Source organism: Acinetobacter sp. YH12155 (assembly GCF_013418255.1).
Taxonomy (GTDB): Bacteria; Pseudomonadota; Gammaproteobacteria; order Pseudomonadales; family Moraxellaceae; genus Acinetobacter; species Acinetobacter indicus.
Genome location: NZ_VPCK01000001.1, coordinates 78,227 through 98,380, shown reverse-complemented (window position 1 = coordinate 98,380; position 20,154 = coordinate 78,227). Strand labels below are relative to the sequence as shown.

Sequence of the window (20,154 nt, the reverse complement as noted above, 5' to 3'; positions counted from 1 at the left end):
GAGTATGTAAAAATCCATTTTATTTTATGAATAACCTGATATTAGGTGAAATTGTAAAATAATATTTTGAGATTAGTCAGTAAACTTTAAAAAAGCAATCATCTGACTCAGCATTCAGCTAAAAATAAGACGAATTACACGCTGAAGTTAAAATTTAAAATAGAAAGTGCGACCACAGGCGCAGTTTCAGTTCTTAACACGCGCTCGCCTATACACCAGTTCACAAAACCTTTCGTATTTGCGCTACTGATTTCAGCCTCGCTCAGGCCGCCTTCAGGCCCAATTAACAGGGCAAGTTCTGGCGTGGCATTGTGTAAGACATTCACTTCATCTTTGTTGGGTGCTAATACCAGTTTGGTGGCTGGCAGATCGGTATCGAGCCATTTTTCCAGCGACATCGGCGGGAGAATTTTAGGCACAATATTCAGACCACATTGCTCACAAGCAGCAATGGCGATACCTTGCCAGTGATCCAGTTTTTTCTGGTCACGGTCGTATTTCAGACGCATTTCGCAGCGTTCAGAGGTGAGGAGCTGAATCTCGGAAACGCCGAGTTCCACCGCTTTTTGAATGGCATAATCCATCCGGTCGCCCTTACTCATGACCTGACCGAGCAGGGCCTTGAATTTAGGTGTACGGTTGCCCGGATTAAAGCTGTTGACCATCACCGTTGCTGTTTTTTTCTGGACGTCGGTAAGGGTCACTTCATATTCGCCACCTTGTCCATTGAACAGGGTGGCTGTGTCGCCCACTTGTGCGCGCAGTACTTTACACCAATGGTGAAACACGGTTTCGGTCAGCGCGAGCTGCGTCTCAACCGTTAATTCAGCTTCAATATAAAAACGTGGCATAAAGTACAACTCGCAAAAAGAAAATTAGGCTAAACCAAGATCAGTCACAAGCTGACGGGTAGGCTCGGTATTGTTCATGGTGTAGAAGTGCAGACTTGGCGCACCACCTGCAATCAGGCGTTCACAGAATTTCAGCACCACTTCATGACCGAAGGCTTTAATCGATGCCGTGTCATCACCATATGTCGCCAGTTGCTTGCGAATCCAGCGTGGAATTTCAGCACCAGTACTATCGGCAAAGCGAATCAGGTTGCTGGCATTGGTAATTGGCATAATACCCGGCGCCACCGGAATATTGACACCGGCTTGCTGAATACGCTCAACAAAGTAGAAGTAGGCATCCGGATTGAAAAAGAATTGCGTTAAGGCTGCATTGGCGCCGGCATTTACTTTTTCAACAAAATGCTGAATATCTTTATCAAAGCTTTCCGCTTGTGGGTGCATTTCCGGATAGGCAGCCACTTCAATATGGAAATGATCACCGGAATGTTCACGGATAAAGCGGACTAGATCCTGTGCATATGGCAATTCACCCAAGCCAACCTGACCGGATGGCAAGTCGCCACGCAGCGCCACAATACGGTCAATACCTTGTGATTTGTACAGGTCCAGCAATTCGGCAATACGGGCTTTATCATCACCAATACAAGACAGGTGAGGCGCAACCGGTGTGCCTTTGCCATTGAAGTCGTTAATGGTCGATAAGGTACGTTCACGAGTTGAACCACCAGCGCCATAGGTCACCGAGAAAAATTCTGGATTTAAAAGCTGAAGCTCTTGGTGTACGGTCTTGAGTTTTTCTGCACCGGCATCAGTTTTGGTTGGGAAGAACTCGAATGAAATCGGAATCTGTTTTGACATGTTGAAATCCTTTTTATAAATACTTTTTATTCACCCTCTCCCTGACCTCTCCCAAAGGGAGAGGAGTATTCATTACTGAATAACGCAGAGTCTTGGCTCAAATTACTTAAATTTCACAAGTAAAACTCGTAATGTAAATGATTTGAGAGTTCACCCTCTCCCTATGGGAGAGGGATGGGGTGAGGGCTAATTAATATTTATAAGCATCCGATTTAAACGGACCTTCAACCGCTACACCTAAGTAGTCCGCTTGTTCTTGCGTCAATTGCGTCAGAACGCCGCCAAAACCTGCAACCATTGCAGCTGCAACTTCTTCGTCCAATTTCTTCGGAAGCAGTTCAACGCGAATCGCGGCTTGTTTTTGATCTTCAGGAAGATCAGCAAATTTCTCAGCGAACAAGTGCATTTGACCTAAAACCTGGTTGGCAAATGAACCGTCCATCACGCGTGATGGGTGACCTGTTGCGTTACCCAGGTTCACTAAACGACCTTCAGACAGCAGGATCAGGTAATCGTTTTCATTTTCTGAACGATACACCTGGTGAACTTGAGGTTTCACTTCAACCCACTTGTAACCACGTAGGTAGTTGGTGTCGATTTCAGTGTCAAAGTGACCGATGTTACATACAACAGCACCTGCTTTTAATGTATCCAGCATGGCAGCGTCACAAACGTGGTAGTTACCCGTTGTTGTTACGATCAGGTCAGTGTTTAAAAGAAGGTCAGCGTTAACGTCTTCTTTCTTGCCGGTTTGAACACCATTTTTGTATGGAGAAACCACTTCATAACCGTCCATGCAGGCTTGCATTGCACAGATAGGATCGATTTCAGAAACACGTACGATCATGCCTTCTTGACGAAGTGATTGCGCAGAACCTTTACCTACGTCACCGTAACCAATGACCAGCGCACGACGACCAGATAAAAGCATATCGGTTGCACGTTTGATGGCATCGTTGAGTGAGTGACGGCAACCGTATTTGTTGTCGTTTTTAGACTTGGTTACTGAATCGTTTACATTGATTGCAGGTACTTTCAGAGAACCGTCTTTCCACATTTCAAGCAGACGTTGTACACCTGTGGTGGTTTCTTCAGTAATACCGTGGATTTTCGCCAAAACTTCTGGGTATTTTTCGTGAACAAGTGCAGTTAAGTCACCGCCATCGTCCAGAATCATGTTGGCATCCCAAGGCGTGCCATTTACGTTAATTTGTTGCTCTAAGCACCACACGTATTCTTCTTCAGTTTCACCTTTCCAAGCGAACACAGGAACACCAGACGCAGCAATGGCAGCAGCAGCGTGGTCTTGAGTCGAGAAGATGTTACAAGAGGTCCAGCGTACTTCAGCGCCAAGTTCAACCAAAGTTTCGATCAGAACTGCTGTTTGGATTGTCATGTGGATACAACCCAGGATTTTAGCGCCCGCAAGTGGTTTAGCCGCAGAGTAGCGTTTACGCAGACCCATCAGGGCTGGCATTTCAGCTTCTGCAAGTTTGATTTCTTTACGACCGAAGTCTGCTAAAGTGATGTCTGCTACTTTGTAATCAGTAAATGAAGCATTAACCGCGTTCATCACGATCTCCTTAATAAAAACAATTGATCATTCAGTTCGCGGATGCCGTTGTTGATCAAAGCGGATGTTTGACCGATGGTCGAGCCTAGCGCTTTTACATTTCGTACCTGTAAAACGTCGCAGCATCCCTCGACTAGCGCAGTATTGTACTTGGAAATTGCCCAGAGTTCCAATCTGAAATTGTTGAATATCTGGCTAAACTGTTCCGGTTTCTCGCTGTAGTGTTCTTTGATCTCCAAAACAATTAAAAATTCCGGCTAATCCAGCGCCTATCTCCATGCATCAATATAAAAAAGCCCATCATCTGATGAGCTTTTGATCGGGTTGAGTGGGTTACTCGGCAGCTTTGGCTTTTTCGGCCCAGTAATCTGCCTGTGCTTCATTAATTTCGACTCCCAGGCCATGTTCATAAATACAGGCCAAATCACGCATGGCCTGTGCATCGCCTAGTTCAGCCGCTTGCTGAACCAAATTTACCGAGGTCGGAATATCTTTTTCTACCACATTCCCACGACGATAATAGCCAGCCAGCTCTAGAATTGCGCCTGCATGTTTCTGTTCGCTTGCCTGTTTCAACCAGTAATAGGCTAACTCAAAGTGAGTTTTGGAATCTTCAGGATCATCTTCCTGCACGTCTTTGGCATAGACGGTGTAGCCTTCGCCCAACCAGTACATGGCTTCCAAATGACCATTTTCAGCGGCTTTTAAGGCCCATTCTTCAGCCAGCAGATTGTCATCTTCATACTCGCTTTGCATATACAATTCAGCCAGCTCAAACTGGGCATCGGCTTGGCCTGCAAGCGCACGGTTAATCAGGGCGGGAGGAACAGTGATGGCGTCCGACATGGTCATATCCAGAAAATATTTGCTATAAGCCTAAAAGGTCTGCCGGAAAAAAGCCAATCTGAAATGAAATGTTTTGAGTCATAGCGCAAAATTGCTCGCTAAATTGTGGTAATTTTCAACTTTTAAAATATCAAGTATAGTGCAAATGACTATATAAAATTACAACAATAGCCTTGTATTTTAACCCTAAATTCTCCGAAGATAAGATTTTAAACGGTTATAAAAATGGAGTTTCCATGCAGCTCACTAAAACCTGTCTTAGCTTGGGGTTAGCCATGAGTATCTCAGTTTGCTTTTGCAGATTGGGTGGATGATGCCGCTACAAAAGTCGAGCAGCATACTATTCAATTGCGTCATCATCTTCACGCCAATCCTGAACTTGGCAATATGGAATTTAAAACGTCGGAACTGGTGCAAAAAGAATTACGTTCTTACGGCATTGAAGTGAAAAAAGGCTTTGCCAAAACCGGTGTGATTGGCGTATTAAAAGGTGCAAAACCGGGCCCGATTATGGCCTTGCGTGCCGATATGGATGCCTTACCGATGGAAGAAAAAGCCCAAGTGCCTTTTGCCAGTAAAGCCAAAGGTATTTATCAGGGTGCAGAAACACCGGTCGCACATGCCTGCGGACATGATACCCACACTGCCATGCTGTTAGGTGCGGCCAAGGCACTGGCAGAGAATAAAGATAAAATTGCCGGTACCGTGGTCTTTGTATTTCAGCCTGCGGAAGAAGGTGGTGCCGATATTGATAACTTCCTGAATGGTGATCAGGTCGGTGCACGTAAAATGATTGCCGATGGCGCGCTGAATAATCCAAAACCTGAAGTGATTTTTGGGATGCACGTGATGGCAGGTATGCCAAGTGGCAATATTTTCTATAAAGATGGTGTGGCTTTAAACAGTGCCGACAATATTCGAGTGACTTTAACCGGTCAGCAGGTACATGGTTCAATGCCGTGGAAAGGACGTGATTCTATTGTCGCCGCGGCTGATATTATCCAGAATTTACAGACCATGGTGTCGCGCCGTGCCGACTTGAGTAAAGGCATGGGCGTGGTTAGTATCGGGCAGATTCAGGGTGGTACCAGTGGTAATATCTTGCCTGAACAGGTTTCGATGATCGGAACCATTCGTTCCAATCATGAAGATATCCGTCAAAGCATCTACAAAAACCTGCCAACCATGATTGATCACACCGCGCAAGCCAATGATGTAAAAGCCAAAGTGGAAATTTCACCGTATGCGCCGGTCACCACCAATGATAAAACCTTAACTGAATTGATGGCGCCATCTTTAATTCAGGCCGCGGGTGAAGGTAAGGCGCATGTTTTAGAACATAACCAGAGCGCCAGTGAAGACTTTTCTTATTATGGCCAGCTGATGCCATCTTTATTTGTATTCCTGGGTGCGACACCGGCTGATCAGGATATGAGTAAAGCCGCACCGAACCATAACCCGTACTTTATTGTCGATGATAAAACCTTAAAAACCGGGGTAGAGTCGCATATGCGTTTTATTCTGGATTATCCAAAAGTTGCCAGCCAGGTACAAAGTGCATGGAAGGCGAAAAAATAATACTCTTGAATATATAAATCCCAAGAGCGAAAAAACGGAGCAGATCGGCTCCGTTTTTTATGACTCATAGATAGAACAATCAAATATCCGCTTTGAAATATAAAATTGAGCAGGAGAGAGTTAGGTAATAACGATGGAAGTTTAACGGAACCCATATATCAAAATAGCCTAAGTTATTTAATCTCTTTTACCTCTCAGAACCTGATCATGCGTTAATTATAAAATGAAGATTAAATATTCCTTGTTTGCGTCTGTTATGACTTAGAGAGAAAACCAGGATAAGGGAGTTTTTGATTTATCAGAGGATGGATAACAGCAGTCGATGTAAACCAATTCATCTTTAATTTAAATTACTTACAAAAATAGAGTTGAGCGGAGCCGTAGCATTTTTTAAGTTAGACCCATACAACGGAACAAAAAAAGAGAAGAAAAAAATGGTGAACTTTCTAACCGCAGAAGATGCAAAAGTGCTTTCGGCGCATGCCAATCTGGACATCAACCTGTATAAAGCGCGTTTAGCCAGTTTAATTGAAGAGAATGCCAAGCAGGGCAACACTGCAGTATTTACGGTATTGCCCAAACATTTGCCTTTGGAAGAAATTCGCAATCTCTCTGCCGAACTGACCCAGCTTGGTTATCAGGTACGTTTTGAAGTCAGTGAATTCTTTTACAGCTTTAATGTGTACTGGATTTAAACTCGCCCGACAATTTACGCGTTGGCCTGATAGTCCTGAATGACTTCTAACGCTGCACGGAAGGCTTCTTGCGTGGCCGGTGCGCCGCAATAGGGCAGGCTATGTAGCAGCACTTCCTGAATTTCTTCCACTGTCGCGCCATTATTTAAAGCCCCGCGTACATGACCTTTTAATTCAGTCGGGCTTTTGAGCGCAGTTAAAAAGGCAATTGTCACCAGTGAACGATATTTGCGCGGCAATACATCTTCACGTTGCCAGGTAGAACCCCAGGCATGTTCATTAATCCAGTCCTGCAAAGGCTGGGTAAACGGCACAGTATTGTCCTGCGCACGTTTCACAAAACTTTCACCCATGACTTCTGTACGTACTTTTAAACCATTGTCATAATCTTGTTGTGACATCTTGTTTCCCTCAATATTGTTTTCGATGTAGCTTAACGGCTTATGCAGTCTATACCATTGGAAGATGGTCGTAGAATGCCTGTTAGAAGCCTCGTCTCCAGTCCATAAAAAAGTGGCCGGAAAGCCACTTTATTCAATATTCAGCATATAACTAAAAACGGATAAACGGTTCCGGATCCTCTTTATGATGATCTGTGGCCAGTTGTGCGGTGCCACCGGTTTTCGGTTCTGCTGAAGTTGCCGGAGGATGAGCTTCCGTATCGACACCTAAAGGTTCAATTAAATGCGGATTGTCTAGTGGCAGGGTCTGTTCCAGCTGCATATCGAAAATATCGGTCAAAATACTGTCAAAGCGCTGCGCGTTATAACTGAGTAGCTGGCTAGCTTCTTCGGGTTGAATCGCGCCGGTATTTAGGGCATCGGCAATGTGTTCTTCAAAACTGAGGCCATCAAAACTGCCTTTGGCTTCAGCTTTTTTAAAGCGATCCCACAGCGGTTCAATCTCGGTTAAGCTCTGGAAGGTACTTTCCATCCGGCCAAAGACATCGTCCGGGTCCGTGTTATAGAAAACATGCTGTTTCAGCTGCTGGCGAAAAGCATTGTCCTGCATCATGCTCATGGCCACATCACGTTTCAGCTGATCGCTTGGTGGCTGCAAGGCACGGCCCCACGGGAAGCAGATCAATTTCACGACGCCAGTCGCCAGCTGCATAGGGAAATTATTGAACAGTCCAAAGAAGGCTTCTTGTGCATTAAACAGTGCTTTGTCTAAAGCCAGTTGCGCATGCAGTTGCTCATCTGCGGTTTTTTGCCCATGTGCATAGTATTTTAAGATGGCGGTGGCAATAAACAGCTGCGCATGAATATCGGCCAGGCGTCCGGACAGCATTTCCTTGCGTTTAATATCACCGGCCAATAAACCCAGACACATATCGGCAGTCAGGGCAAAGGCCGCACTAAAACGGTTGATGGTTTTGTAATAAGGCCGGCTAAATTCATCGGCTTGTTGCGGAGCATCGGATGAACCGCCAAACCAGCCAAAGGCAAATGCGCGCGCAGTCCGGTTAAAGGTATAACCGAGATGATGGTAGAACAGTTCATTAAATTGTGTCAGCGCGGCATCTTTATCAGGGGCTTGTAGCAGTTGTAATTCTTCATACAAATACGGATGGCAACGCATCGAACCCTGGCCAAAAATCATCAGCGAGCGGCTTAAAATATTGGCCCCTTCAACGGTAATGGAAACTGGAATGGCCTGATAGGTCAGCGCCAGAAAGTTCCGTGGACCCAACTGGATGGTGCGGCCACCGACCACATCCATACCATGATTAACCACACGGCGCATAGACTCTGTGGCATAGTACTTGGCCATCGCGGTCATCACGGCAGGTTTGCCGCCCTGATTCAGTCCACAGGTCACCAGATAGCGAAAGGCTTCCAGCATATAGGTTTCACTGGCAATATCACTGGTGACTTCCTGTACGCCTTCAAATTTCCCCACCGACAACTTGAATTGCTGGCGGATTCGCGCAAAAGCACCGACATTTAAATAGGTCATTTCCCCGGCAGCGGTTGACAGTGCCGGTAAGGAAATCCCGCGACCGACGGCCAGACATTCCATTAACATGCGCCAGCCTTTACCGGCATTTTCAACACCACCAATAATCCAGTCGAGTGGAATAAACACATCCTGACCTTCGACCGTGCCATTCATAAATGGTGAACCGGGATGATGGCGCGGCCCGACTTTCACTCCGGCGTGATTGGCCGGCAGCAGCGCACAGGTAATGCCGTAGTCGGTTTTAGTCTTATCGCCGAGTAAACCGTCCGGATCGTACAGTTTAAAAGCCAGACCAATTACGGTGGCAATGGGTGCTAACGTAATCCAGCGTTTGGAGAAATTCATCTTTAGGCCCAGTACGTGCTGGCCTTCAAACTGGCCATAGCAGACCACGCCGGTATCTGGAATGGCACCGGCATCGGAGCCGGCTTCCGGGCTGGTCAGCCCAAAGCAGGGAATTTCTTCGCCTTTGGCCAGACCGGGCAAGTAACGTTTTTTCTGCTCATCGGTACCGTAGTGCAGCAGCAACTCACCCGGGCCTAAGGAATTGGGCACCATACAGCTGACCGCGGCGGTTAGGGAGCGTGAGGCAATTTTGCTCATAATCCGGCTTTGCGCAAAAGAACTGAAAGCCTTGCCGCCGTATTCCTTGGGAATAATCAGGCCCAAAAACCCATGGGTTTTAATAAACTGCCAGGTTTCAGGAGATAAATCTTTGTGCTTATGATGGATTTCCCATTCATCCAGCATGTTGCACAGCTGTTCCACTTCATTGTCTAAAAAGGATTGTTCCTCCGCACTGAGCGTAGGATAGGGATATTGCTCAAAGGTATCCCAGTTGGGCGCACCCATAAACAGCTCTTTTTCCCACCAGCTGGTGCCGGCATCCAGTGCTTCACGTTCGGTGCTGCTCATGCTTGGCATGGCTTGTGACAAAGCCTTATACGCGGGTTGGGTGATGATTTTCATGCGCAAGGCATCCACCATCACAATTATGCTCAGCACAATTAACGGAATGCCTAAAATTAAGGACCAGGGATTAATAAAGGCAGAGACAATACTGACCGCAATCAGGGTCATGGCACCGCTGTTGCGCGACAGCTGAAAATAGAAAATCGCCCACAGTGTAAAAACAAGAATGACGATACTGAGTATAAAAAGCATTATTGTATTTCTCCCGGCTGCTACAGCATCACCGTGCCTGCAAGGAAAAATGAAAGAAATGCTGCTTCATTTTGTCTGAAGTCATCCGGTGAAGGCTGTTCTTGGAACTTCGGTATCGTTTTTTTAAATATCAAGACCATCAAAACGATTGCTAAAAACAAACTCTATGGATGAAGATTGGTTGAAAAATGATCGCTATTCAAGTAAAAACGCGCAACGAAATGTGAAGATAAGTAAGGGTTTAGCAGCTAGGTAAAAGAATGATAGAAATTTACTTCTGGTTTAAATGGGGTGTTTTTTAAAGATGAGCCGTCTTTGGATCTAAGAGGAAACAGATGATCTCTCTGGGCTAAAAATTCTGATCCGAGGACGATGTAAAAATTTAAGTAAAAGATGACCTTGTAAAAAAGCCCCGAATCCGGGGCCCTGTTTTCTAAGCTTAGTTTTCTCAGCTTATGCTTCGATGGTTTGTACACTAATTTTCTTGGCAGGATCAGTCTTGCGACGTACTGCTGGAACTGGCTCGCCGTAGTATTGACGGTCTGCAAAATAACTTGAACGCACCATTGGTGCAGACCAGATATTTTTAAAGCCCAGTTTGCGGCCATGTTCTGCATAACGCTCAAATTCTTCTGGTGTTACAAAGCGGTCAATTGGTGCGTGCTGTTTTGATGGCTGTAAATATTGGCCAATAGTCACATAATCTACATCATGTGCTCTCAGATCATCCAATAATGAAATCACTTCTTCTTCAGTTTCACCAATACCCACCATCAGGCCACACTTGGTTGGAATTTCCGGGCAATATTCTTTAAACATTTTCAGCAGGTTTAAAGAGTGCTGATAGTCTGAACCCGGACGCATGGCTTTATATAAACGTGGCACGGTTTCAATATTGTGGTTAAACACATCTGGCGGACATTCAGTCATAATGCGCAGCGCAATATCCATACGGCCACGGAAATCCGGAACCAGAATTTCCAGCAGGGTATTCGGACTTAAGGCACGCGCTTCTTTAATACAGTCAACAAAATGCTGTGCACCGCCATCAAGCAGGTCATCACGGTCTACCGAGGTAATGACCGCATATTTCAGACCCAAGTTGGCAATGGTTTCAGCCATATGACGCGGTTCATCCGGATCAAGTGCATTCGGACGACCATGGGCAACGTCACAGAACGGACAGCGACGGGTACAAATATCACCCATAATCATAAAGGTTGCAGTACCACCACCAAAACATTCTGGCAGGTTCGGACAGGCTGCTTCTTCGCAAACGGTATGCAGTTTTTGCTGACGCAGTGTCGATTTGATCCGTTGAACTTCTTCTGGCGCCGCCATCTTGACCCGAATCCAGTCCGGTTTGCGCGGCGTTTCAACCGTAGGCACAACTTTTACAGGAATACGAGCGACCTTTTCTGCGCCACGAAGTTTAACACCCTGTTCTGGTTTACGGTTTTCAGACATATTCAACTTTTCCACTGTTTTGACGGGGGAGATATTCGAAAAATAGCGCCTCCATTATAACGGACTTGGGTGCAAATAGGAAAAAAACGATATTCATTTAAAAAATGTGGCTATCACGCAATATATGCTAGGTAAATACAGAAAATCATGATGTTTTCAGTCATAATATGCATATGAGATATAAACAGAATAGATTAGTTTAAGGAGCGTTGAATGCCACGTAAAAAAGAGGTGGTTGCCGGAACTTTCGTTAAATATGATGCGGTGGTCCTAGGTTCTGGTCCTGCAGGTGAAGGCGCAGCAATGAAACTTGCCAAATCAGGCATGCGTGTTGCTGTGGTGGATATGCGTGAGCAACTCGGCGGTAACTGTACTCACGTGGGCACAATCCCAAGTAAGGCGCTGCGTCAGACGGTATCCAGTATTATCCGTTACCAGCGTGATCCGATGTTCCAGAAAGTGGGCGACTGGAAACAGTTCACCATGAAACAGGTGCTGCGTAATGCACATAAAGTGATTCAGCAGCAGGTCGATACTCACTCACGCTTCTATGACCGCAATAAAATTGATATCTATCACGGTCGTGCCTATGTGCAGGACAAAAATACCGTGCTGGTATTCAGTCCGGAAGGCATTAAGGAAACCCTAATTTTTAAACAGCTGGTGATTGCAACCGGTTCGCGTCCGTATCGTCCGGAAATTTTAGATTTTAACCATCCACGTGTATTCGATTCAGACAAGATTCTGGATCTGGATTTCTCGATTCAGAAAATCATCATTTATGGTGCCGGTGTCATTGGCTGTGAATATGCCTCGATCTTCATTGGTCTGGACCATAAAGTCGACCTGATTAACACCCAGCATAAATTGCTCAGCTATCTGGATGATGAAATCTCCGATGCCTTGTCCTATCACTTGCGTGAACAGGGTGTGTTAATTCGTCACAATGAACAGATTGATCATTTAGAAACCTTTGATGATCACGTGGTGCTGCATTTGCAAAGCGGCAAGAAAATCAAAGCCGATGCCATCTTGTGGTGTAACGGCCGTTCAGGCAATACCGATGGTTTAGGCCTGGAAAATGTTGGCTTAAAACCAAACAGCCGCGGTCAGCTGACGGTAAATGAGCAATATCAGACTGAAGTAGAAAATATTTTCGCTGCTGGTGACGTGATTGGCTGGCCATCTCTGGCGTCTGCTGCCTATGACCAGGGTCGCTGTGCAGGGGCCAACATGAGTGGTGAAGAAAATGTGGCACCGGTGACTGATATTCCAACCGGTATTTATACCATTCCGGAAATTTCTTCAATTGGTAAGACCGAGCAGGAACTGACTGAAGAAAAAATTCCGTACGAAGTGGGTCAGGCTTCTTTCCGTCATCTGGCACGTGCGCAAATTACCGGTGATACGGTTGGTGAACTGAAAATTCTGTTCCACCGTGAAACTTTAGAAGTATTAGGTGTACATTGCTTCGGGAATAACGCGGCAGAAATTATTCACATTGGTCAGGCGGTGATGAATAGCCCGAACAATACCATCAAGTATTTTGTAGAAACCACATTTAACTATCCAACGATGGCAGAAGCCTATCGTGTGGCGACCTTAAATGGTATGAACCGTCTGTTCTAAGCGGTTGCTCATACTGAAAAACCCATAAACACAGTTTGCGGGTTTTTTTATGGTTGGATGAAAAGGATAAATATCCTGCAGTCAAAGTCCTGAACACGGGTGCATATTCAGTATCTCTAGTTCAGTTCCTGCTTAAAAAGGTCGGCTTCCGGCAAGGCTGATACGTTTTAACAAACGGCGCTGCTCGGCTGGAAATGGACGGCGGGAATGCAGGGTAGCCTGATTATCCCAGAACACAATATCACCGACTTCCCACTGATGCTCATAGGCAAATTCTGGTTGAAGCAGATGGGCACGTAACTGGGCAATCAGTTCGCTACCAGCCTGATCTTCATAGTTTTCCAGTTCCACTTCGGTATGGGTATTGAGCCACAAAGCTTTACGCCCCGATTCTGGATGGGTGCGCACCAAAGGATGTGGATAGGCATGGCTTAAAACCGGTTGATCTTTAAAGCGATACAGCGGACTGTTGCCATAAACGCCGTCTTGCGACGAGGCTTGGGTTTTCTGCCGGCGAACAAAAGGGTTGTAAGTAATTAATTGTAGCTGGTCGATATGTGCCTGAATGTCGGCATCTAGGGCATTATAAGCTTTGATGGTATTAATCCAGCTGGTCTGGCCACCATTTTGTGGCAGTTCAATAGCATAGAGCAAAGAGCCAAAGGAGGGCAGCGGTGTCCATTGATGATCGGCATGCGGGCTTAATTCACCATGACCAGTATAATCGCCTTGTCCTACTGCATTGGAAACAGGCACGATATCGGGTGGTACACCGCTATCATCCTGCGCGGCCAGTACAGGCGTGTCGGCAGCGGGACGGAAAATTGAACCGAAATAGGTGGTAAAGGCCAGATACTGTAAATCATCCAGCTGTTGCTGTTTGAAAATTAAAACTAAATGTTCTGCCAAGGCCTGTTTCAGCCGGAAAATGGTTTCACCCGATTGAGCCTTGCGCGCATCTAATCCATACACCACCGCACCAAGAGTCTGGTCAGTGTGTGGAAGAATCCGGATTTCGCTGCCGTCCTGAAATTGATCGGCCTGATGCCAGCGCGGTGCATCATGAATGGCTTGGGAAAGTGGGGTCAGACTGGTCATGTTTAAATTTTTCTCTCAGTGTTATTGCCTCAAGAAAATTTAGAAAAAACCGCAGGCCAAATAAAATCAGAAGAAATGCTAAACTTATGAAAAGGCTGTAAAAATAATTAAATATATGATTTATATTCTTTTAATTAAAACAGCAAACCAAATAACTGAATTTGCTGTTTCGGGATTTGCTGTTGATGCTGCGGGTTTTTAAACATCAATGTGCACAAAACGCCTGATTAAAATATTCGAATAGTTGTGGCGTTTGCATCCATAAAAAAATCGATAAGCCAAAAAGGGCAGTGATTGCGAGTGTGAGCAATACTTTAAAATTAAATAAAGAATTAATCATGAATGACATGCTCCTCATCTACCCAAAAATGTACCAAGACCGCAAACGCACTTAAAGCAATAGAAACAATCCAGATTGCATTATAGTTACCTGTCAGATCGTGGTTTAGACCGCCAAGCCATCCACCAAAAAAAGAGCCAACTTGGTGTGTGAAAAATACAACGCCACTGAGCATGGTCAGGTATTTAATTCCAAACATATTTGCCACAATACCATTGGTTAAAGGCACTGTAGATAACCACAATAAGCCCATAATGATCCCGAATGCATAAATTGTCCAGATGCTTAAAGGTAGAATTAAAAAGGTGATAATGGCAATACCGCGTAGTCCGTAAAGCCACATCAGCAAGTGTGGTTTCGAATAGCGACCACCTAACCAACCTGCGGTATAGGTGCCTACAATATTAAATAAACCCACCAGTGCCAGAAAAACTGTGCCTGTGGTTGCATTAAAGCCATGATCAATTAAGTAGCTAGGTAAGTGAATACCGATAAAGACCACTTGAAAACCACAGACAAAAAAACCCAAAGCTAAAAACCAAAAGGGTTTATGGTTTTTAGCGATCACCAAAACTTGCTTAAAGCCTAAAGCGGGTTGGCTGACTGAACTTGCATTGAGGTTTTGATACATGGGTGCTTTGAGCATCCATGCCAAAGGAACAATCAATGCAATTAAAATCGCACTGACAATTAAAGCGCCCGACCAACCCACACTTTGTAATAACAATAAGGTCGATGGCAACATAATAAATTGCCCAAACGAGCCTGCAGCACTGGCAATACCCATTGCAAGGCTACGCTTTTCTGGAGGAGCAGCACGACCCACTGCAGAAAGTAGTACAGGGAATGAGGTCGCAGAAAGCGCTAATCCTAAAATTAAACCCACACTTAAATTTAGCAATAAGCCTGTTGAGCTGACGGCCATAAGTAATAAGCCGAGTGTATATAGTGCGCCACCGACTGCAACTACAATTTTACTGCCGTATTTGTCTGCAAAAGCACCTGTGATGGGTTGGACTGCACCCCAAATCAGGTTTTGCATGGCAATGGCTAAACTAAAGACATTATGTCCCCAACCAAATTCATGGCTCATAGGCACCAAATACAAACCAAATGCATGCCGAACCCCAAGCGATAATGCCAAAATAATGGCACTTCCAATTAACATATAAATTAGAGGTTTGGAAAATTGAGCATTCGACATAAGGCATCCACGTATGGCTAACAGCTTGTTATGGTAGTCGATTCAGCCGCAGATCGCGATAAAATAAAATTCATCAAATGATAAAATTTTTTTATGGCTGCATCAAAAAAGACAGCCTGAAAGGCTGCCTGATGATGGACTGAAAAATTAAAGTCTAGAAACGGATACCAATACCGGCATAGGCCAAAATCGGATTCACTTCAATATCGGCCTTAGAACGAATAAGTTCGCCATGCGTTGCATCGGTCACGGTAATGGTAGTGTCATTTTGCAGATGTGCATAGGACAGCGAACCAACTGCAAACCATTTTTCATTAAAGTCATAAGTAAAGCCTGCTGTGATTACTGGAGCAAAGGCATCTGTTGCTTCAACTTTGACTTTAGGATTGGCTTTGTCATTCGGTGACCCATCTAGTGATGCTCCGGCTTTATTATCCAGAATATTAGCGATCATATGTCCTGCAGCAATCAGGTCTTTTTCAGTCTGTGGATTAATTTCCAGTTCATTAAAATAAGCATACATTAAGCCTACGCCAACATAAGGACGGAATTTATTTACGCCAGTCTTGCCAAAGTGATACTGAAATTCAAAAGCAGGCGTCCATGCCCGAGCTGAAGCGGCAGGGCCATGTGCTTCTAAATCCGTAATAAAAATATCATTGTCTAACTCAATGGAGCCCACAAGTGGGGAAGCTATAGCACTGAATGGAGCATATATTTTTCCCTTACCTTGTAAGTCTACTTTAGGTGGAATGCCAGCTTTCATTTCAAACGAAATATTATCGGTAAAAAAATAGTTGGTCATAATGCCTAAAGTGGTAACATCATCAGCCTCTAATCCAGTGCCTGGATTCGTCCAGTTCTCTAGGCCATAAACTTGTGCTGTACCGCTCATGAACGCAGGTAAGGTACTATCTGGATTGATGCCATTAATTAAATCAATTAACCAATTCGCTAAACCAGATGAATTTTCTACGCGGTTATCAATGACTGCCTGCGATGAAATTTCTCCAACGTCAGACTGTATTCCTTCATAGGCAGCAGTATTAACTTTGAATGGCTGCGCTTTACCTTGTGGCATCACATGTAGAGCGCCAACTGATACAGAAAAACGTTTAAAACCATCACCATCTTGCAGGCTAAAATACGGTGAGGCATAAGAAACAGCAGGTAAGGCCAACAGCGTGCTGGCAAATAATAAGGTCTTCTTCATATAAGGGACTCCATGTCCAATTTGTTGCTCGTTTTTATAAGGGCCATTATTTAATAGTTAGATAAAGCAAGACTGTTGTTTTTGAAGAAGATTGTTTTATTACATTTGTAACATTCTTGAAATAAGTTTGCTGCTCTGTGACTTATTTATGACTTGTGTAGCTAGAAATAGTGATACAGTTTTTAGAGATGAAACCTAAATCTTTAGATAAGTTGTTGATTAATAAATTTTAAGTAGGAATTTTGGGTGATAAAAAAGGCCACATCAATGTGACCTTTCTGACAATTTTTTTAGTTTTTACGCCAATGACAGCTTAAGACTGGAAACGTGACAGGTCTTCTTCAGGACGTGCAGTCAGGACTTCCAGACCGTCTTTAGTCACTAAAATAGTGTGTTCATATTGCGCTGAAAGTTTGTGATCTTTAGTCACCACAGTCCATTTGTCGCCCAGTAATTTGGTTTGCCAAACACCCGCGTTTACCATTGGTTCAATGGTAAAGGTCATGCCTTCTTCTAAAATCATGCCGGTATCTGGCTGGCCATAATGCAGCACTTGCGGTTCGTCATGGAAGGTTGTTCCAATGCCATGACCGCAATATTCGCGCACCACACTAAAACGCTCAGATTCGACATATTTCTGAATGGCATGGCCAATATCACCAATGGTCGCGCCCGGTTTTACAACTTCCATACCGCGGTACATGGCTTCCTGTGCTACTTTGCATAGACGGTTGGCAAGAATAGAAGTTTCGCCGCCCACCACGTACATCATGTTGGTATCGCCGTGGTAACCATCTTTAATGACCGTGACATCAATATTCAGGATATCGCCTTTTTTTAATGTCTTGTTTTCAGATGGAATACCGTGACACACCACGTGGTTTACCGAAGTACAGATGGTATGCTGGAAGGCTGGACGACCTGGGGCTGCACCATAGCCCAGGCAGGCTGGAATGGCATTTTGTACATTGACAATATAATCGTGACAAATCGTATCAAGCTCAAGTGTGGTTACACCCGGTTTGATATGTGGCTTGATCATATCCAAAACTTCCGCTGCCAGTCGTCCCGCTACCCGCATTTTCTCAATTTCATCTGCGGTTTTAATTAATCGACGAGGCGCTTGATAAGTACTGTTCATGATCTCTAAAAACTTTTGGAAATTTATATGTGACTATGGTATAAATAGCCGCCCATTTTATCAAATGCTTTTTCGTGAATAAATTTCGCGGGCATTGTGCGATGGGGCAACAAAATCCGCACATATATCGTCACATTACTCTGGGTGCCCTTTGGGGTGGAGAATGCGGATATATGGAGGCCTAACCCAAACTTTAAGGTAAAGAAAATGGCAGATTACAACGTAAGCATGCGCGACCTTCTACAAGCTGGCGCGCACTTTGGTCACCAAACTCGTTTCTGGAACCCAAAAATGCGTCAATACATCTTTGGCGCGCGCAACAAAATTCACATCATCAACCTTGAGCACACTGTTCCTGCGTTAAATGATGCTTTGAACTTCGCTAACCAATTAGCAAGCAAAAAGAACAAAGTTTTGTTCGTTGGTACTAAACGTGCTGCTTCTAACATCATCCGTGAACAAGCTCAACGCGCTGGTCAACCATACGTAGATCACCGTTGGTTAGGTGGTATGTTGACGAACTGGAAAACACTTCGCCAATCTATCAACCGTTTAAAAGATCTTCAAACTCAATCTACTGACGGTACTTTCGCTAAGCTGACTAAACGTGAAGCTTTAGAGCGTAGCCGTGAGATGGAAAAACTTGAACGTGCTTTAGGCGGCGTTAAAAACATGGGTGGTTTACCTGACGCATTATTCGTAATTGACGTTGACCACGAAGCAATCGCGATCAAAGAAGCGAAAAACCTAGGTATTCCTGTAATCGGTATCGTTGATACAAACTCTAACCCAGACAACGTAGACTACGTTATTCCGGGTAACGACGATGCGATCCGTGCAGTAACACTTTACGCTTCTGCTATGGCTGATGCGATCATTGCTGGTAAAGAGTACGCTCAAACCCAAGCAAATGCTCAAGCGAAAGGCGAAGAAGCTCCAGCTTCTGAGGCTTAATGCGTTTTTGACGCAAGCTTGTCATTTTTGCGACATGTGATGGTGGCAAAGTAAGCGTCATGTATGCAGGCGGCCCATGAGTATCCTCTGGGCCGTTTCTGTTCTAAAAAGAATTCATTTTCTACCGAATTAGGAGATTCACATGACTGCTATTACTGCAAGCATGGTTAAAGAATTGCGTGACCGTACTGGTTTAGCAATGATGGAATGTAAAAAAGCTTTGACAGAAGCGGGTGGTGACATCGAATTAGCGATTGACAACCTTCGTAAATCTGGTCAAGCAAAAGCTGCTAAAAAAGCAGGTAACATTGCTGCTGACGGTGCGATCACAATCGCTCAAGAAGGTAACAAAGCAATCCTTCTAGAAGTAAACTGCCAAACTGACTTCGTTGCTAAAGACGAAAACTTTGCTGGCTTCTCTGCGAAAGTTGCTGCTGCTGCACTTGCTGCTGGCGAAACTGACGCTGCAAAAATTGCTGAACTGAAACTTGAAGATGGCCAAACTGTTGAAGAAGCGCGTATTGCTCTTGTTCAAAAAATTGGTGAAAACATCCAGGTTCGTCGTGCGCAAATCATTGAAGGTGAAAACCTTGCAGTTTACAAACACGGTCTGAAAATCGGTGTTGTTGTTGCTTACACAGGTGAAGCTGAAACTGGTAAAGGTATTGCAATGCACGTTGCTGCGTTCAACCCGGTTGCAGTAACTGCTGAACAGGTTCCTGCTGAGCTGATCGCGAAAGAGAAAGAAATTGCAGAAGCGAAAGCAGTTGAATCTGGTAAGCCAGCGAACATCGTTGAAAAAATGGTAACTGGTTCAGTTGAAAAATACCTGAACGAAGTTGTTCTTGAGCGTCAAATGTACGTAATCGACAACGAGAAGAAAGTTGCTGATGCATTGAAAGCTGCTAACACAACTGTTGCTCAATTCGTTCGCTTCGAAGTAGGTGAAGGTATTGAGAAGAAAGCAGAAATGAGCTTCGCAGAAGAAGTTGCTGCTGCTCAAGCTGCTGCAAAATAATTTATTTTGCGAAAAAGCCCCGTTTCGGGGCTTTTTTTATGACCACGACAACAACAGGAAGAACAATGTCGAAGAAAACCAATATGGGCATTGGCGCAGTAATTGCGCTGCTGGTTGCGGCTTATTTAGGTATCGACCTACAACCGCAAAACTCCGGTTCAAATACCTTCACTCAACAGCAGTCTGAAACCACACTGCAAGCTCCCGTTCAGGATGATACCGCCAAAATTGCCCAAGCCTTTCAGCAACGAAAAAATGATGTACAGGTACAAGCTACTGGTACAGTAGTGGCACTGTTAAGTGATGACAATGAAGGTTCGCGCCATCAGCGTTTTATTCTGGAACTTGGCAATGGGCAAACCTTGCTGGTTGCCCACAATATTGATTTGGCTCCACGCATCGACCGTCTGCAAAAAGGCGATACTGTCGAGTTCTTTGGTGAATATGAATATACCGACAAAGGTGGCGTGATTCACTGGACCCATCATGATCCGCAAAAACGCCATGTTGATGGCTGGTTAAAGCATCAGGGAAGCATCTATCAATAAGCCCTCCAGCAC

At 44.7% G+C, this 20,154-nt stretch carries 17 protein-coding genes; 6 read left to right on the top strand and 11 right to left on the bottom strand.

Annotation, left to right across the window (positions count from 1 at the left end; translation table 11 throughout):
* Positions 1–134: 134 nt before the first annotated feature.
* From FTU86_RS00490 to FTU86_RS00475, 4 genes are all read right to left on the bottom strand, one after another.
* Positions 135–851, bottom strand: a complete 717-nt coding sequence (locus tag FTU86_RS00490; RefSeq protein WP_005179155.1) for a 16S rRNA (uracil(1498)-N(3))-methyltransferase — start codon at positions 849–851, stop codon at positions 135–137.
* A gap of 24 nt (positions 852–875) precedes the next feature.
* Complete coding sequence (metF, locus tag FTU86_RS00485) at positions 876–1,712, bottom strand: methylenetetrahydrofolate reductase [NAD(P)H] (protein WP_016659212.1); 837 nt, start codon at positions 1,710–1,712, stop codon at positions 876–878.
* Positions 1,713–1,902: 190 nt separating this feature from the next.
* Positions 1,903–3,285, bottom strand: coding sequence for an adenosylhomocysteinase (gene ahcY, locus FTU86_RS00480; RefSeq protein WP_005179150.1), 1,383 nt, complete (start codon positions 3,283–3,285; stop codon positions 1,903–1,905).
* Between the two features lie 333 nt (positions 3,286–3,618).
* Positions 3,619–4,131 (bottom strand): tetratricopeptide repeat protein, encoded by a 513-nt coding sequence (locus FTU86_RS00475; RefSeq protein WP_168400264.1) that lies wholly within the window; start codon positions 4,129–4,131, stop codon positions 3,619–3,621.
* Between the two features lie 306 nt (positions 4,132–4,437).
* On the opposite strand from FTU86_RS00475, the gene FTU86_RS00470 reads away from it, so the two are divergent.
* Both FTU86_RS00470 and FTU86_RS00465 read left to right on the top strand, forming a co-directional pair.
* Positions 4,438–5,709, top strand: coding sequence for an amidohydrolase (locus FTU86_RS00470; protein WP_180048410.1), 1,272 nt, complete (start codon positions 4,438–4,440; stop codon positions 5,707–5,709).
* 434 nt (positions 5,710–6,143) lie between these two features.
* Positions 6,144–6,404, top strand: coding sequence for a hypothetical protein (locus FTU86_RS00465; protein WP_005179143.1), 261 nt, complete (start codon positions 6,144–6,146; stop codon positions 6,402–6,404).
* 14 nt (positions 6,405–6,418) lie between these two features.
* Here the strand turns inward: FTU86_RS00465 and FTU86_RS00460 are convergent, their stop codons facing one another.
* The 3 genes from FTU86_RS00460 to lipA form a co-directional block, all read right to left on the bottom strand.
* Positions 6,419–6,805, bottom strand: a complete 387-nt coding sequence (locus FTU86_RS00460; protein WP_005179142.1) for a carboxymuconolactone decarboxylase family protein — start codon at positions 6,803–6,805, stop codon at positions 6,419–6,421.
* 151 nt (positions 6,806–6,956) lie between these two features.
* Positions 6,957–9,530, bottom strand: a complete 2,574-nt coding sequence (locus FTU86_RS00455) for an acyl-CoA dehydrogenase (protein WP_180048411.1) — start codon at positions 9,528–9,530, stop codon at positions 6,957–6,959.
* A 453-nt stretch (positions 9,531–9,983) separates the two neighbouring features.
* Positions 9,984–10,997: a lipoyl synthase gene (gene lipA, locus FTU86_RS00450; protein WP_005179140.1), complete on the bottom strand. Its 1,014-nt coding sequence runs from the start codon at positions 10,995–10,997 to the stop codon at positions 9,984–9,986.
* A 213-nt stretch (positions 10,998–11,210) separates the two neighbouring features.
* Here lipA and sthA point away from each other — a divergent pair, with 213 nt between their 5' ends.
* The gene (gene sthA / locus FTU86_RS00445) at positions 11,211–12,626 is read left to right on the top strand and encodes a Si-specific NAD(P)(+) transhydrogenase (RefSeq protein ID WP_005179136.1); all 1,416 of its coding nucleotides are present in this window, start codon (positions 11,211–11,213) and stop codon (positions 12,624–12,626) included.
* 132 nt (positions 12,627–12,758) lie between these two features.
* Here sthA and FTU86_RS00440 read toward each other — a convergent pair whose 3' ends face one another.
* From FTU86_RS00440 to map, 4 genes are all read right to left on the bottom strand, one after another.
* Positions 12,759–13,724, bottom strand: a complete 966-nt coding sequence (locus FTU86_RS00440; protein WP_180048412.1) for a TauD/TfdA family dioxygenase — start codon at positions 13,722–13,724, stop codon at positions 12,759–12,761.
* A 332-nt stretch (positions 13,725–14,056) separates the two neighbouring features.
* Entirely contained in the window at positions 14,057–15,268 is a 1,212-nt protein-coding gene (locus tag FTU86_RS00435) for an MFS transporter (RefSeq protein ID WP_180048413.1), read from the bottom strand.
* A 154-nt stretch (positions 15,269–15,422) separates the two neighbouring features.
* Entirely contained in the window at positions 15,423–16,481 is a 1,059-nt protein-coding gene (locus FTU86_RS00430) for an OmpW family protein (RefSeq protein ID WP_104473685.1), read from the bottom strand.
* A gap of 313 nt (positions 16,482–16,794) precedes the next feature.
* On the bottom strand, positions 16,795–17,622 hold the full coding sequence (map, locus tag FTU86_RS00425) for a type I methionyl aminopeptidase (protein ID WP_005179123.1): 828 nt from the start codon (positions 17,620–17,622) through the stop codon (positions 16,795–16,797).
* 207 nt (positions 17,623–17,829) lie between these two features.
* Here map and rpsB point away from each other — a divergent pair, with 207 nt between their 5' ends.
* The 3 genes from rpsB (at position 17,830) to FTU86_RS00410 (ending at position 20,142) form a co-directional block, all read left to right on the top strand.
* Positions 17,830–18,576 carry a 30S ribosomal protein S2 gene (gene rpsB, locus FTU86_RS00420; RefSeq protein ID WP_005179120.1) on the top strand — a complete coding sequence of 249 codons (747 nt, stop codon included), beginning with the start codon at positions 17,830–17,832 and terminating at the stop codon, positions 18,574–18,576.
* 142 nt (positions 18,577–18,718) lie between these two features.
* A complete protein-coding gene (gene tsf, locus FTU86_RS00415) occupies positions 18,719–19,594 on the top strand; it encodes a translation elongation factor Ts (RefSeq protein WP_180048414.1) in 876 nt (291 codons plus the stop codon).
* A gap of 65 nt (positions 19,595–19,659) precedes the next feature.
* Positions 19,660–20,142, top strand: coding sequence for a DUF3465 domain-containing protein (locus tag FTU86_RS00410; RefSeq protein WP_075175261.1), 483 nt, complete (start codon positions 19,660–19,662; stop codon positions 20,140–20,142).
* The last annotated feature ends 12 nt before the right edge of the window (positions 20,143–20,154 follow it).

Excerpts from the sequence above, each read along its gene's own strand:
- tsf (WP_180048414.1), top strand. The coding sequence starts at position 18,719 with ATGACTGCTATTACTGCAAGCATGGTTAAAGAATTGCGTGACCGTACT.
- lipA (WP_005179140.1), bottom strand. The coding sequence starts at position 10,997 with ATGTCTGAAAACCGTAAACCAGAACAGGGTGTTAAACTTCGTGGCGCA.
- FTU86_RS00435 (WP_180048413.1), bottom strand. The coding sequence starts at position 15,268 with ATGTCGAATGCTCAATTTTCCAAACCTCTAATTTATATGTTAATTGGA.
- FTU86_RS00455 (WP_180048411.1), bottom strand. The coding sequence starts at position 9,530 with ATGCTTTTTATACTCAGTATCGTCATTCTTGTTTTTACACTGTGGGCG.
- FTU86_RS00475 (WP_168400264.1), bottom strand. The coding sequence starts at position 4,131 with ATGTCGGACGCCATCACTGTTCCTCCCGCCCTGATTAACCGTGCGCTT.
- rpsB (WP_005179120.1), top strand. The coding sequence starts at position 17,830 with ATGGCAGATTACAACGTAAGCATGCGCGACCTTCTACAAGCTGGCGCG.
- FTU86_RS00430 (WP_104473685.1), bottom strand. The coding sequence starts at position 16,481 with ATGAAGAAGACCTTATTATTTGCCAGCACGCTGTTGGCCTTACCTGCT.
- map (WP_005179123.1), bottom strand. The coding sequence starts at position 17,622 with ATGAACAGTACTTATCAAGCGCCTCGTCGATTAATTAAAACCGCAGAT.
- sthA (WP_005179136.1), top strand. The coding sequence starts at position 11,211 with ATGCCACGTAAAAAAGAGGTGGTTGCCGGAACTTTCGTTAAATATGAT.
- FTU86_RS00460 (WP_005179142.1), bottom strand. The coding sequence starts at position 6,805 with ATGTCACAACAAGATTATGACAATGGTTTAAAAGTACGTACAGAAGTC.
- FTU86_RS00410 (WP_075175261.1), top strand. The coding sequence starts at position 19,660 with ATGTCGAAGAAAACCAATATGGGCATTGGCGCAGTAATTGCGCTGCTG.
- metF (WP_016659212.1), bottom strand. The coding sequence starts at position 1,712 with ATGTCAAAACAGATTCCGATTTCATTCGAGTTCTTCCCAACCAAAACT.
- ahcY (WP_005179150.1), bottom strand. The coding sequence starts at position 3,285 with ATGAACGCGGTTAATGCTTCATTTACTGATTACAAAGTAGCAGACATC.
- FTU86_RS00490 (WP_005179155.1), bottom strand. The coding sequence starts at position 851 with ATGCCACGTTTTTATATTGAAGCTGAATTAACGGTTGAGACGCAGCTC.
- FTU86_RS00465 (WP_005179143.1), top strand. The coding sequence starts at position 6,144 with ATGGTGAACTTTCTAACCGCAGAAGATGCAAAAGTGCTTTCGGCGCAT.
- FTU86_RS00440 (WP_180048412.1), bottom strand. The coding sequence starts at position 13,724 with ATGACCAGTCTGACCCCACTTTCCCAAGCCATTCATGATGCACCGCGC.